The sequence below is a fragment of the Paenibacillus sp. CECT 9249 genome (assembly GCF_918697855.1).
Classification (GTDB): Bacteria; Bacillota; Bacilli; order Paenibacillales; family Paenibacillaceae; genus MSJ-34.
Genome location: NZ_CAKKLI010000017.1, coordinates 50,708 through 66,391, shown reverse-complemented (window position 1 = coordinate 66,391; position 15,684 = coordinate 50,708). Strand labels below are relative to the sequence as shown.

General features: G+C 48.0%; 8 protein-coding genes. 2 read left to right on the top strand and 6 right to left on the bottom strand.

Annotated elements, in window-relative coordinates:
- Positions 1 to 4: 4 nt before the first annotated feature.
- The 6 genes from LQ229_RS14030 to LQ229_RS14005 form a co-directional block, all read right to left on the bottom strand.
- Positions 5 to 3,142, bottom strand: a complete 3,138-nt coding sequence (locus LQ229_RS14030; protein WP_230192081.1) for a type I restriction endonuclease subunit R — start codon at positions 3,140 to 3,142, stop codon at positions 5 to 7.
- Positions 3,143 to 3,159: 17 nt separating this feature from the next.
- On the bottom strand, positions 3,160 to 4,491 hold the full coding sequence (locus tag LQ229_RS14025) for a restriction endonuclease subunit S (RefSeq protein WP_230192080.1): 1,332 nt from the start codon (positions 4,489 to 4,491) through the stop codon (positions 3,160 to 3,162).
- Positions 4,481 to 6,004: a class I SAM-dependent DNA methyltransferase gene (locus LQ229_RS14020; protein WP_213595431.1), complete on the bottom strand. Its 1,524-nt coding sequence runs from the start codon at positions 6,002 to 6,004 to the stop codon at positions 4,481 to 4,483. Before LQ229_RS14020 ends, LQ229_RS14025 begins: the two co-directional genes overlap by 11 nt.
- 16 nt (positions 6,005 to 6,020) lie before the next feature.
- Positions 6,021 to 7,529, bottom strand: coding sequence for a restriction endonuclease subunit S (locus LQ229_RS14015; protein ID WP_230192079.1), 1,509 nt, complete (start codon positions 7,527 to 7,529; stop codon positions 6,021 to 6,023).
- A 1,764-nt stretch (positions 7,530 to 9,293) separates the two neighbouring features.
- Complete coding sequence (locus LQ229_RS14010) at positions 9,294 to 10,301, bottom strand: sensor histidine kinase (RefSeq protein ID WP_230192078.1); 1,008 nt, start codon at positions 10,299 to 10,301, stop codon at positions 9,294 to 9,296.
- 14 nt (positions 10,302 to 10,315) lie between these two features.
- Complete coding sequence (locus LQ229_RS14005; RefSeq protein ID WP_230192091.1) at positions 10,316 to 10,987, bottom strand: response regulator transcription factor; 672 nt, start codon at positions 10,985 to 10,987, stop codon at positions 10,316 to 10,318.
- Positions 10,988 to 11,173: 186 nt separating this feature from the next.
- On the opposite strand from LQ229_RS14005, the gene LQ229_RS14000 reads away from it, so the two are divergent.
- Positions 11,174 to 11,941 carry an ABC transporter ATP-binding protein gene (locus LQ229_RS14000; protein ID WP_230192077.1) on the top strand — a complete coding sequence of 256 codons (768 nt, stop codon included), beginning with the start codon at positions 11,174 to 11,176 and terminating at the stop codon, positions 11,939 to 11,941.
- Positions 11,928 to 15,122, top strand: coding sequence for an FtsX-like permease family protein (locus LQ229_RS13995; RefSeq protein ID WP_230192076.1), 3,195 nt, complete (start codon positions 11,928 to 11,930; stop codon positions 15,120 to 15,122). Before LQ229_RS14000 ends, LQ229_RS13995 begins: the two co-directional genes overlap by 14 nt.
- The last annotated feature ends 562 nt before the right edge of the window (positions 15,123 to 15,684 follow it).

Sequence of the window (15,684 nt, the reverse complement as noted above, 5' to 3'; positions counted from 1 at the left end):
TCCGTTAATATTTAAACTCTTCCGTCTCCGCCTGTGCCATCAATTCAGCTTGCTGAAGCACCAGATCAATGGCCATCTTTTCCAGATCCGGCGGGTAACCGTATTTCTTCAACAGCCGCTTGACGGTAATTCGCATCTGAGCACGTACATTCTCACGAAGCGTCCAGTCGACCTTAATGTTGCTCTTGATCGCTTGGGTCAGCTCATGTGCAATCTGCTTCAGCATGAGATCGCCCATAAGTTCCTTGGCCGATTCATTCGAAGCGAGCGCATCATAGAAAGCCAGCTCTTCCTTGATCAGACCGAGATCTTCGCCGCGCTTGACGGCTGCGTTCATTTCTTTAGCCATCTGGATCAGTTCTTCGATAACCTGCGTCGTCTCGATTGTACGATTGTTGTATTTCCGAATGGCTTCCTCCAGCATCTCGGAAAATTTCTTCGATTGCACAATACTGGTTCGGGAAACGGCCTTCACTTTCCCCTGAAGCAGCCTGCGGAGAAGTTCCACAGCCAGATTTTTCTGCTTCAACCCGCGCACATGTTCGAGAAACTCATCCGAAAGTATCGCAATGTTCGGTTTCTGCAAGCCTACAGCTTCCAGAATATCGACAACTTCATCGGATACGACCGATTTCGAGATGAGCTGATTCAACTCGGCATCGAGTTCTTTCGTCGTTTTTCTCTTGTTTTCGTCTGTTATCAGCTTAATTATACCAGATTTAACCGCTTTGAAGAAACTGATTTCGACATTGACTTCCTCCGCGGCGGGAGTCGTCGCGCAGAGCGAGAAGGCTCTTGCCAATTCCGTCGTCCAATTCAGGAAGTTCCGCTTGCTCTCTTCACCTAATCCAAGTACGTAATCGACCGTCTCAACAATGGCCTTCATCCGTTCGGCTGCTTTCTCCGAAGCGAATTTACTGTAGTCATACCCATGAAGCAATTCGCGGATGAGCTGCAGCCTTTCCAGCATAAAGTCAACGGCTTGGTCTGTATCGATACCAGCAGTTTTTCGGTCATTTTCCGTATATTGTTGAAGCGCCGATTTCAGCAAGTCCGCAATTCCGATATAATCGACGATCAGACCGCCCGGCTTGTCGCGGAATACCCGATTCACGCGGGCGATCGCCTGCATCAGATTATGGCCTTTCATCGGCTTGTCGATGTACATCGTATTCATGCTCGGCACGTCAAAACCGGTCAGCCACATATCACGGACAATGACGATCTGAAGCGGATCGTTCACATCTTTCATCCGCTTCGCGAGATGTTCGCGTCGCCGCTTGTTGCCGATAAACGGTTGCCACTCCTCCGGATCGCTGGAACTTCCGGTCATGACGATTTTGATTTTGCCTTCGTTATCATCATCGCTGTGCCAATCCGGCCGGAGTGCAACAATCGCTCTGTACATATCGATGGCGATCCGCCGCGACATCACAACAATCATCGCTTTGCCGAAGCCGGCTTTCTGCCGTTGCTCGAAATGTTCGACGACATCCTGCGCGACTTTCCTGACCCGTTTCTCTGCACCGGCCAACGCTTCAAGCCTGGCCCAACGCGACTTCAGACGCTCCCGCTGCGTGTACTCCTGGTACTCCGTAATATCCTCATACTCGCTGTCAATGACCGGGAGCTCCGCCTCCGACAAATCTAGGCGGGCAATGCGGCTTTCATAATAAATTCTGACCGTGGTTCCGTCTTCTACGGCTCGGGTCATATCGTAAATATCGATGTAGTCACCGAAAACGGCAGGCGTATTTTTGTCTGTCAGTTCGACCGGCGTTCCGGTAAAGCCAATATAAGAAGCGTTCGGCAACGCATCGCGCATATACTTGGCATAGCCATACTTAATGGCCGCTTCGTCGTCCCCGGCGACCATATCCGCCTGAAACCCGTACTGGCTGCGATGCGCCTCGTCCGCAATCACAATCACATTGCGGCGTTCCGTAAGTACAGGATACTTGTCTTCATTTTCATCGGGGGTGAACTTGTGGACCGTTGTGAAAATGATCCCGCCCGACTCCACTGACAAAAGCTCACGCAAATGAGTCCGATTTTCCGCTTGCTGAGGCGTTTGCCTGAGCAAGTCCTTCGACTTGCTGAACGTGCTGAACAACTGATCGTCCAGATCGTTCCGGTCCGTCACCACGACGATCGTCGGGTTGTTCAGCGTCAGGACAAGTTTTCCCGCGTAGAAAACCATGGACAAGCTTTTGCCGGAGCCTTGCGTATGCCAGATGACGCCGATTTTGCGGTCCCCATCATCCATCGTCGCTCTTTCCGTACTTGCAATCGCCTTGTTGGTGGCGTGGTATTGGTGGTATCCCGCCAATATTTTGAACAGATGCTCCCCATCGGTCTGAAACAGCACGAAATGCTTGATAATATCAAGCAGTCGGCTTTTCTCGAACATTCCTTTCACAAGCACTTCAAGCTGGGGCAGGGAGGAGGGCGCCACGTCATCGCCGTCGATCGTGCGCCACATCATAAAGCGGTCTTCATTGGCTGTCAACGTGCCGACCCGCGCATTCACGCCGTCGCTGATGACCAGAAACGAGTTGTAGGTGAACAGGGACGGTATCGCGCCTTTGTACGTCTGCACTTGATTATAGGCATCGCTGATCCCGACTTCTTCGTTGGAGGCGCTTTTCAATTCAAATACGGCGATCGGCAATCCATTTACGAACACGACGATATCCGGGCGCTTCTCTCCCTGATTTTCAACGACGGTAAACTGGTTGACGACCAGAAAGTCGTTGTTGCCGATCCGGTCCGGGTCGGTGTCGAACAGCCATACTTTCTCTGTCGGATATTCGCCATTGGCGGCTTGATACTGCACGTCGATCCCATCGGTAATCATCTTCTGGAACGCCTTGTTATTGATCAGCAGGCTGGGACTGCGCGGCACTTCAACGACCTTGATCGCTTCCTCTATCGCTTCCCGCGGCACATGTTTGTTGATACGAATGAGCGAATCGCGCAACCTGTCTTTCAGGATGACGTCATGGTAAAACTGTCGTTCGGGATACTCGCCTTCCGGAGAAATATCCGGGCCGTATGCTTTCTCGTAGTTCAGTTCTTCGAACCATTCCAGCGCGGCCTGCTCTAAGTCACTTTCGGTATAAGACGTCGTATAGTAGGCCATGTTGCACCTCCTTTGGATTAGGGCTGATAGTTTGCGCTTCTCTCCGCAACCATCGGCAGATCGGGATCGTTATGATCCTGCTCGACAGGGACACGGATCTCGCCGGACATGAGCTTGGGGAGAAGGGTGTCGCGAATGGAAGCAAGATATTTATTTTCTAATGTGTTTTCATTAACTTTTTTATAAATAGCTGAAACCAAATCGTTAAATGTATAGGCAATATCCGTCCCTCCAAAAGCGAATGTATAATGCAATGTCCCTTTCGGGTTCACCCTTTGGCGACTATTCGTAGAACCTGTTGTATTCCCAATCAAATATTGATGGAACCCTTCAGAATTTAAAATCGAATAGCAATATGCACGAAGCCTACTTTCTATAGGGATATAATTCATAAATTCAGTTGAGCATATTGCATGTTCCGTCAAACAATATGGATCCCAAATTCTTTTTGTTTCCGGATTTAGTTTAGAAACAAGGATCGAATTCTTACTTACTTTATATTTATTGCTTTTTATTTCATAACCGGATTCAAATACTGGTAACCTACCACTGTCAAATGCCGGAATACTGTAATGTTCAAAAATGATATCAGACAGTGTTGCCGGATTTATGGAAGTTGTACTTATTTCACAAAACTCTCCAAGCGTACGGACCTTCCACCCCTTCGGAATCAACCCCAACTCGCTTTCCTCAAACTCGCCGCCGCTGGATTTATACGGTTCGCCGTTTTCATTCGGAAACTCGAAGTCCACAAACCATCGTTTAAAAAGGGCTTGGGCCATTTCTTCAAGGTTTTTGTTGATGGCGTTGTTGAGTTCGATTTTTTTGTCTACTGATGCCAGCATTTCTCCGATCTCGCATTGTTCATTTTCAGGAGGCAAATAGATCACAGTGTTCTCTATAATATCTGAATTAAAAGCCGGGTATGCGGATGTCTGCCCTTCGGCGATCTGAGTCAAATATCTTGTATAAGAGTCCGATGTCAAATAATAGTACAGAAAATCCGGATGAACCCTCTTTGGTGATATCACTGCAAACCCTGTCGATGCAATCATATCGGGTTCAGCCTTACGAATCATGGTATAGTGCTTCAAATTCGGGCGAACCGTGGAAATCAAAATATCGTTATCCTGCACGATCCGACGAGCGCGACTAGGGGCGTCGTTCAGTTTGAATGTTTGTAGTTGATCTATATTACGATGGTTGACCGCCGCAATATCAATATACTGTATTGTATCAATACGATCACTTTTCTTGATCGACCTTTCATTCACAACTGCAATATCTTTCACCAACCTAGTCTTCCATTCATTAGGAGGCGTAACCCCATTAAATGGCTCAAAACTCAAATCCGATCCCCCCTAACCGCTTGCGAATTTCATCCTCTAGTTGCCGGGACTTGGCGAACTGTTCTGCCAGCTCCGATGTCAACCGCACCATTTTATCCTCGAACGGTTCGCTGTCTTCTTCTACTTCTTCAATGCCAACATAACGTCCTGGCGTCAGGATGTATTCATGCTCCTGAACCTCAGCAAGCTTCGCTGCTTTGCAGAAACCTTTCACATCTTCATACGTACCAGCTTCCGTCTGTCCGCGCCACGCATGGTACGTATCGGCGATCTTGTGAATATCTTCGGCACTCAACTCACGATGCGTCCGATCCACCATATGACCCATTTTGCGTGCATCGATAAACAGGATTTCGCCGCGGCGGTCCCGAAGGCCCTTTGGCGCTTTATTTTTGGCAATAAACCAAAGACAAACCGGAATTTGCGTAGAATAGAACAATTGACCCGGCAAGGTGACGATACAATCGACCAGATCGGCATTAACCAGCTTGCTGCGAATTTCAAACTCCGCCGTCGTACTTGTCGACATGGAGCCGTTCGCCAGTACGAAGCCGGCAACGCCGCTGGGCGCAAGCTTGTTCACGATATGCTGAATCCACGCATAGTTGGCATTCCCTGCGGGAGGCACCCCATATGCCCAACGGGTATCCTCCGTCAGCCGCTCGCCGCCCCAATCGCTGATATTGAACGGCGGATTGGCCAGGATGTAATCGGCCTTCAGATTTTTATGTAAATCATTGTGAAACGTGTCCGCGTGATGCTCCCCAAGGTTGCCGTCGATGCCGCGAATGGCGAGGTTCATTTTGCACAACTTCCACGTCGTCGGATTCGACTCCTGCCCGTACACCGCGATATCGCCAATGCGCCCCTGATGCTCCTCTACAAACTTCTCGCTCTGAACGAACATGCCGCCGGAACCACAGCAGGGGTCGTATACGCGGCCCTTGAAGGGCTGTATCATCTCGACGAGCAGGCGAACAACGCTGTTCGGGGTATAGAATTCCCCGCCGTTCTTGCCTTCCGCGCTTGCGAATTTGCTAAGGAAATACTCATATACCCGCCCCAGTACATCCTTCGAACGGCTTTCTTCATCGCCGACTTTGAACGAGAACAAATCGATCACTTCGCCAAGACGAGTTTTATCCAGCGCCGGCCTAGCGTAATCTTTCGGCAGCACGCCTTTCAGCGATGGATTTTCCTTCTCGATGGCAATCATCGCATTATCAATGATCTGCCCGATTTCCGGCTTCTTCGCGTTATCCTTGATATGGCTCCAGCGCGCTTCTTTCGGTACCCAGAATATATTTTCTGCCACGTATTCGTCCCGGTCCTCCGGATCGGCATACGGTTCATTTTTCAATGCTTCATATTTTTCTTCAAATGCATCCGACACATATTTCAGAAATAGAAGACCGAGAGCTACATGCTTATACTCCGCTGCATCCATACTGCCGCGCAGTTTATCGGCCATGCTCCATAATTTTTCCTCGAATCCAATGTTCGCTGTTGCCATGATCCTAAATTCCTCCTCAGTAGAGTTGCTCGTATAACTGGCTCTTCACTTGTTCCCAGCGGTTCGCCGCTTCTCGAATGACTTCTTTATAACGTTCCTTCTCACGAATATATTGCTCTATTAATTCTAACTGTGTGTCTTCAGGTATCAGCGGCAATTCCAATTCCGCCACATCCGCCGGGTTCAGATTCATTACAGTCGTCCCCCGCTGGAAGCTTTGAATAAGAGCCGTCCCGACCGGGCTTTCCAGAAACATTTTGGCAAAATGGCTCTTGATTACCGACTTGAATCGAATCACGATCATATTCGAGGAGGCGATGACTACCCCTTGGGTCTCCGGAAACACAGCCAGCTTGTTCACGGTGCCGCGGCACGTCATAACCAAGTCGCCTGGGAGAATCTCGTAACGCTTCACTTTCCGCTCTTCCTCGTCAATCGTTTCAAGCTGATCCAATAACACTTCGCCGTCATCCAGATTGGATATATTCAGCACCTTAATGTTCCCGGGCTTTAGATCCTGTTTAAGAATCGATTTTCCCCGAAAAATATCTGCCACATCGCGCAGCTTCACTTTCGGGGTTGCCGCCTGTTGGAAGGAACGAAGTGTATCCTGATCTTCATCCAATAGTAGTTCAATTCGCCAATGATCCAGCTCTCGGAACCGGTCGGGATGGATGGCAATCTCCCGTTCCCCCACAAGCTTTGACTTCTCCATATGGAGCCTCCCGAGGATCACTTCTTCCACAGGCGCTTTGCAGAAGTCAACCTGATAGGTCTTGATGGAAGTGTAGGGACGAAACAAGCCGTCCGGAAGCGAATGGATCGTTTGCACCGGCGCCTGATCATTCATTTGCTTCCGCCAGCTGGCGATCGCGCCGGATTGAAACAGCATCCGTGCAGGAAAGGTCACGCTCAATCTCCCGCCGTCTTGCAAGAGTGGAAGGAGATAGCTGGCCGCTGCGCCTTCGGATTCCCGAACCGCAACCTCGTCATCGTTCATTTTCATACCGAAATTCGGCATCGCCAGGATCGCGTCGAGTTGATGTTCTGCAGGCAACGGCTGATAGATGGACCCTTGAACGATGCGGATATTGGAATAGGGCTCGAAATACGTTTTGAATAATCTGCCTATGATGTAGTTTTCCGTTAACAATGTGATTGTCCCTGGGCGATGGTAACATTTCGTTTCAATGAGTCCTTTGATATACTTTTCAGCTTCTGCAAACAGAATGTTGTTGCAACCATGTCGCTCGCAATGGTCGATAAACCGCTCGACGATTCCAGGATGGACGACAATGCTCCCTGTAACACGATCTTGTTGGATGGTGAGCAAGGCGTATTCCAACAAGTCCATATCCTTGCCTGCATGGTATAATTTATAAAATAAATCCCGATCGCCGGGAAAATGGCCTAATTCTTTGTCTAAGGCGCGTTCCTTCATCCACTGAAACAGCTTCTCGGGTTCCGTCATTAGCTCCGTTTCGGCCAACTGTTGCTGTTTCAGAAGTTGTTGCGTCCGCTTCACTCTAATGGCCTCGCGAAGCAACTGATCACGGGTTGATATATCGTGAAGCAGACAGACATTCCAAAACGACTCAATCAATTCATCACCTTCTTTCGCTGCCAAAAGCCAACTAAATTATATCATCAATGAATTGAGTATTACAATACCAAAAATAAATTCAAACATGTATAGCCGGATGTTTTCAGACTGTCGAAAAATCGGTAGAATGTGAATCCGGCTTTCTATATAACGCATTTTGATGTGGGTGGACTCAACTTTTATAAGAAAAATCGATTTAAACCGATCTGATCACCTTGTTTTTACTTTTGATTTCCTCGTGCCTATTCGAAAAGGACTTTCTCGACAGTCTGATATTTTCCCGTTATCCGATACGCCCAACCCCTAATTGAATCGCGTTGATAATGCTCAACCATATCGATAGTGAAGCCGTTTCATTGGTTTAAAATGTTCTGATCCCAGTGGCCGCCTTTTTGAACAAGCCCCTCAAGAAGCAACTTAATGTCACGCTTAACCGTCTTTAGTGAAGTCTGCTGGGTTGGGTGGAGGAGCAATGTCGAAATGGACCAATCATCCGGCCGGGCAATTTCGATAACAAACTTAGTCGTGATACCATGATTCGCCTGTACGATCGCACAGGATCGCCTGGAGCCGATTGGACATACAGGCTCCCGGAGGTGACGATCACGTCATTGCCGGTATGGGAATGCCGCACATCCTCTCGACGAGCAGTAACTCACGGAAAATTGGAGAATCGCATAAACGTAGGAGGGGCTCCAATACATCTTGACTTGCGGCTCGAATGAATTCGAAACACTGGAAAGCAATAAATCATCTCGTCAAACTGTTGAAGCCCAAGCTCCGGATTTTATATGGAAGTCAATCAAGCTCTTGGGCAATTTAAATCCATTGCTCATCAGATCTTGATTCATTCTGCTATTGTTATTCTTTGTACAATACTTTCAAATGGCTTGATTTGATCAAATCCCGTTGGTGTAGATTTGTCCCATGCGCAAATGGGGGACTGTTCCCCAAGGGTAGGATATAACTTTCAAGTCCCCGGTTACCTCCGAAATGCGACTCGAATTCTCCAATTCCCTTTGTAGTCCGCGAAAGGGGATCCGAACCAAAATAACTCAACTTCCTGATTCTCGGGAAACGGCTAGATACGCAGTGTCAATGCAGCCATAATGGAGTCACCTCAGCAGATGCAATTCGGTTTATTACTGCCCCTTGTCAAATACAACGATTGATTTCATCCGATACCTCTTGGGCATATCCTGGTCGCAGTCAGGCTTTTTTCACAAGTTTCCACCGTTTTTGGGCATTCGCCGGCCATTTTCCCAGCAGCCCAGCGAACAGTTACTAGGTGAACAAGAAATAGAAATCATTGACCATGTTGCTACAGATGGTATCGCCCTCTTAATGGGTCATTCATAGACTGGACGATGACGAGTAGGAGATATGGCTGAAATATCATATGAGAACATGTAGAGAGCGGAGTATCTTGGGGATGAGCAATCATGGATTAGTCATTGTTAGGAAGAAAGAATTAAATAGTCCGTCAGGAATACAGGGTACCAAGAAAAAATGAAGGAGATGTTATAGGAAAGATAGATTGTCATACTGGTCAAGAAATAACTCCTTGGCAACCCCTGTCTCACAAGGTAATTGATACACCCCTAACAGCAATCGCCAAGGCAGGTAATCCCCCGTCCTGGTGATACTTAACCGAGCTGAAGGCGTTACGCCAGTTGAAAGTATAATTCACATTTCATATAAATGGTTCGAGTTAGGGAAGTGAAGCGTAAGTGTCGTATAGCTTCCCTCTTCCGATTGGACGGACAATCGGTGTCCGAGTTTGACGGCCATGCGGTTAGCGAGATATAACCCCAATCCTGTCGATTTTGCAAGTTGCCTTCCGTTAGTGCCCGTAAACCCCTTCTCGAAAATACGACCAATATCTTCAGCTTTAATACCAATACCCGTATCCCTTATGGAAAGCCTCTTCTCTTCGTTATCTGCCTCGAAAGAGCACACGATGCTTCCGCTGTCACCGACATATTTCAAGGCATTCGACATGATCTGATCTACGATATATCCGAGCCACTTAGCATCGGTATGCACCCATTCCTCTTTTTCCCACATTGTAAAATGAACTCGCTTGGCTACAAACATTTTTGCGTACTTTCTCACACTGTTTCGCACGATTCGGTTTAGAGAGACTTCCGCGATCAAGTAATCCTTGGAAAAGGAATCAATTCTTGCGTAAAACAGGGCTTGCTCGACATAATGGTCGATTTTGAACAATTCATCTTCGAATACATGGATCAGCTCCTCTACCGACTTACCTGACGCATTTCTAAACAGCAGGGTACATGCCGTAATCGGCAGCTTGACCTCATGAATCCAGGAGACAATAAAATCATGAAAATCTTTTTTCTCATCTTGAAGCTTTCCGATGGCCTCAAGCTTATTGCTGTAGAGCTTCTTGATCAGTGCCGTATACTGACGCTGTTCATATGTTAGAGGTTCGGGCAAAGCTACGGTTAGTTCGTCCCATCTGTTGTTTACCAGGTCATGTAATATCCTGTTGCGGGTTCTCCAGCGCAAATAGCCTCCGACCACGTATACCGCGGCCAACAACACGCATCCGGATAGAGTATACATTATGTCTCCAACACGATACGTTCCCTCGGTGCTTACGAACATCATCAAAGCAACGAAGGATAGCATCCCAGCAAAGAAAATCAGAAAATAACGTTTATCATCCAAATAATGTAGAAAGCTCATTTGATTATATAACCTTCTCCCTTGATCGTCGTAATGAACCCATAACGTCCAACCTCATCCAATTTCTTTCGGATTCGGGTCATGTTCACGGTCAGCGTATTGTCGTCGACGAAACTTTCGTCCTCCCATAGGCAGCGCATGATTTTGTCCCGGCTTACGATATGGCCTTTATTCTGCATCAGTAGCTGAATGATGATGAATTCGTTCTTTGTCAGTTCAACCGATCGATCGCCGGAAATAAGCTTCCGATCACCCAGGCTCAGCAGGACGCCTTCGTGCTCGATTATGTTGACTGGCGTTTCGGCATAAGAGTAAGTTCTACGCAACAATGCTTTAATCTTAGCGATAAGTACTTCGTCGTAGAACGGCTTCTGGATATAATCGTCACCGCCCATATTCATCGACATGACCATATCCATCGGCGAATCCCGTGAGGAGAGAAAAATAATCGGCACGTTAGACAATTCCCGAATTCGGCTGCACCAATAATATCCATCGAATATGGGTAAATTAATATCCATTAACACGAGGTGCGGTTCGGTCTGAAGGAACATGTCTTGAATCCTGTTGAACTCGTCACACAATACGGATTCGTATCCCCACTTCCCGACGGTCTCGCCGATTAACCCCCGAATAGTCGGGTCGTCTTCTACGATCATTATCTTCATCTTCATTCCATCCGCCTCCATATCCTTAATCCTATTATATCTTAATTCGGCTAACACTACTGCTACTAGTACCGTGACAAAAATGTAAGCTCGCCAGTAGAAAAACGTAAGTTCAGCGTAAGGATAACTAGTCACCGGCATGGTACGATGGGAATTGAAAAAGGGAAAGCAGGGAGGAAAGACACAGTGGAAACGGTTATTGAAATAAAAGCGTTAACGAAAAGTTATGGGAATAAAGGGAACGTCGTGCCGGTGCTTCACGGGATCGATATGCGCATAGGCGAAGGAGAATTTGTCGGCATTATGGGGCCATCGGGCTCCGGGAAGACAACACTGCTTCATATGGCCGCCACCATCGATGAACCGACCTCCGGCAGCATCGTGATCGACGGGGAAAACGTTCTTCAAATGAACGAGGCGCAGTTATCGGCTTTTCGGCGATCCAAGCTAGGATTCATTTTTCAAGACTATAATTTGCTGGATACGTTGACGGTCAAGGAAAACATTCTGCTCCCCCTCGCGTTGTCCGGTATATCCATCGACGAATTGGAGAACAGAGTGTCTGCCATTGCGGAACGATTTAACATCAAGCATATTCTAGAAAAATACCCTTACCAAATATCCGGAGGTCAGAAACAGCGAACTGCTGCCTGCCGTGCCATTGTGACGCGTCCGCGACTGATTCTGGCCGACGAACCGACGGGAGCGCTGGATTCTAGAGCTGCGGCCAGCCTGCTAGAGGCGTTAAATGAACTGAACGCACAAAAGCATGCGACCATTCTGATGGTGACTCATGATGCATTAGCGGCAAGCTACTGCGGTCGAGTTCTCTTTCTAAAAGACGGTGTCATTTTTGCCGAGATCGTCAAAGGAACGACACCGAGACAAGCATTCTTTAAAAAGATACTGGATGTGTTGACGGTGCTTGGAGGGCGTACGGATGACGTTATTTGAGTTGGCCAAGAAAAATATAAAAGGTAATCTTCGCAACTATTTCATATATTTATTTTCCATGTTCGCAAGCGTCGCCATATTTTATGTTTTTGCTTCACTACAATATAGTACGCAGGTAGTCGAGGCTGTCGAATCTTCAGATAGCATGCAATCTGTGTTCATGGTTGGATCAATCATCCTAGTATTGTTTGTATCCGTCTTTATGATGTACTCCGGCCAATTTTTTACCCGCAAACGGAAAAAAGAAGCCGGGCTATATGCTTTATTAGGTTTTCCAAAAAAAACAATCGGCCGGATGCTGTTCTATGAAAATATGATAATTGGAGCCGGCGTCCTGGTTCTCGGCATTGTGGCCGGTACGCTATTGTCGAAGCTGTTTGCCATGATTTTAATGCGCTTATTGGGAGTAGCTGTCGATGTCGGAATCACGTTCTCCCTTCCTGCGGTGCTTACCACTGTGGTTATATTTCTTATACTAATTACAATAACTTCTATACAAGCTTATCGATTGGTCTATCGATTCAAGCTTATCGAATTGTTCCGCGCAGAGCAGGAAGGGGAGCAGGAACCGAGGGCGTCGATCGTTCCCGCTGCCGCCGCGGTCGCGTTGCTCATCGTCGGCTACGGATTTGGACTTCGGAATTTTGAAAATAATGAACAGATCTTTACGAACCTGGGCGTCATGACCGTCGGCATCATCGCAGGAACTTTCTTGCTTTTCTCATCGCTCGTTATTTACCTGCTGAAATACGCCAAGAGGCGGAAGTCCCATTATTACAAGGGCATGAACCTAATCATGATTTCCAACCTGGTGTACCGAATGAAAGGGAATGCACGTACGCTAAGCGTCATTTCCATCTTGTCCGCTATCGCATTATGCGCCTTCAGTTTCGGTTTCAGCACTTACTACGCTTACGAGCACACGGCACGTGTAACGGCACCTTTCAGTTACATGCATATTGCGCAGGATGACGAAGTCGATCAAAAGATCGAGGAGATCATACGTGGCGACGATGCGCATCCCGTGAAAGCCAAGATGTCGATTCCGGTCATCCATCTGAGCGGCGAAGCGTCAAGTGACGAAATCTTGTCTGATCGTGAGCGCAAGGCAGCCGAGCATCCGGTGAAAGTGATATCGGCCAGCGAATATAATCGCGTAGCGGAGGCACTGAGTCTTGACCGGTTAACGCTGAACGAATCAGATCAAGTGATCGCGATTCGCCCCATGTATACCGATTACGAATGGGCGAATTATGCAGGAGAAACCATCACCCTGGATTTGCCTAATGGGAACGTTAATTTAGCATTTGCAGGCATGACGATTGAACGTGTTCTCAATTGGCATTATCCGGATATTATGGTCGTCGTTGCGGACGATACATTTCGCATGCTGGAAGCGCAAGTTCCTACCGAGCAATATGTTGGTTACATCGTTCAGGACCAGAAGAATACGAAGGCGACCGCTGATGCGCTTGCAGCTATACAGACATCAGAAATGAAGCTATCGACCTATTATTCCGTGTATCGCCTCGGCATCGAGAATGCAGCTTTCAATGTTTTCATTCTAGGGTTTTTGGGTGTGATGTTCCTTCTCGCAACGGGCAGTATCCTATACTTTAAACAGTTGACGGAGGCGACGAACGATCGTTCTCGCTATGAGATATTGAAAAAAATCGGCGTGAGCCACAAGGAAATCGCCGCTACGATCCTGAAACAGAACGCACTGATCTTCTTGTTGCCGCTGTTGGTCGGCCTCGGTCATTATTTGATTATCTTTAACTGGCTGCGGAAGCTCTTCGGAGGAATGGGTGGTATAAATCTCCTGCTTCCAATATTGGTTTGCGTTGGATTGTTTATGGTGATCTATATGACATATTACATGATCACAGTAAATTCTATCATAAAGTTTATCAACGGGGAGTCTGCTCGTAAGGTTAGGTTCGCCATGTTCGCCTCAGCAGCCGTAATGGTTGCGGCCGTTAGCCTGTTCATCTTGGCGGAACCGCCAGTACGATACGACGAACCGCATACCGGTGAACGGATTCACATCACGTTACCTGAGCCGACTGGCGAGATGCCAGTGGGCGTGACGGAGCTCCACTTGACAGATATCGACCGAGCCGATCCTTGGGTAAAGGATCGAAAGCGGGAGCTTATGATCAGTATCTGGTACCCGGCCACCCGGGAGGTTGGCCAGAAAGCCAAATATATACCGCCAAACGCAGCTGCATTTTACGACGAAACCGTCATGCCGACAATCGGAGTAGAGCCCGGCCGAATCGATCTATCCAACATCGGCGTTCATGCTTCGCTGAACGCACCCGCAGAGCACGGAGAGAAGGGCTGGCCTGTCATCATATATTCTCCGGGCGGATCTGTTCCGAGAAGTCTAGGTACGATTAACGTCCAAGAATTGGCCAGTAATGGCTATGTCGTTGTGACCATTGACCACACATATGAGACAACGGTCGTCGAGTTTCCCGAAGGGAGAATAGAGACCGAGCAATTGCCTGATTTCGGGGCGGATACGGTACTGAAAATGATGAGCGTCAGGGTTGATGATGTCCGGTTTGTACTGGATCGACTGGAGGCGCTCAAGGAAGGGAACAATCCGGATCATGCGAAACGTGAGCTGCCTGAAGGGTTGGACCGGGCGCTGGACCTATCTAGAATCGGTATTTTCGGACATTCTGCCGGGGGCGCAACGGCTGCCCAGGCCATGTATGAAGATGAGCGAATCGGCGCAGGTATCGATATGGACGGTTCTATGGGTTATTTGCCCGATCACCTGCTACCTGTTGCCCTGTATGGACTTGACCGCCCGTTTTTACTAATGAATGCAGGCTTTACCGATGAGGGAGAGGTGGATTCCCATCTCACGGCGGAGGATAGGGCATCGTTCTGGAACGAGTCAAGCGGGTGGAAACTAGATGTAGCGATACCGAACGGGGCGCATTATACGTTCACCGATCAACAATATCTGTTGCCGCAAATAAGCAATAAGCTGAGCCTTTCTCCTCAAGTCGTCCAGGGGAGTGTTGGAACCGTCGAGCCGGAACAGGCGCTCGCGGCACAACGCGGTTATATTGGCGCGTTTTTCGACATGCATCTGAAAGGGTTGCCGCAGCCGCTGCTGGAGTCACCGGCATCGCCTTATGCGGATGTGGAGGTGTTGGAATAACGGTCACGACTGAACCATCTTGAGGAAAAGTTGTATAATCAAGCACTACGGGTTGACTACTCTAATTTTAAGGGGCTGTCTCAAAGTCATAAATGACTAGGGACAGATCCCTCTTTTATAATCTTGCAGTTGTCGGGAGGGGGAACGAGTTCTGGTCGCTCTTGAACGTCGTGTTCTTGGAAAAGGTTAGAAGAGTACAACACGACGTTCAAAGGGCGGACGTAAACTCCTTCACCCATACCCACTCCCTCGCCCATTTGTAACCTGAATGAGCCGCCTGCAGTCATTAAGCCCATGCGCGCTTCACTTCTGCGCGAGAGCATACAAAAAAAAAAAAAGTGTATGAAGTACAAATGCGTTACTACCGATGTGCAGACTTGAAGGTTGCCCACTTAAGGAGCGTTGCAGCAAAGCGCAAGGGAATCGCGAGATTAAAGTGAGAAATGACTTATCTTGGCTAAAAGACAAAAGCACGTGAAGAACTTCAGAGCGAGGAAGGTCGTGAACTTTCCGTCCGGCGCATGATCGAGGTGGAAAGTGTAATTCGGTGAAATGAAGAACA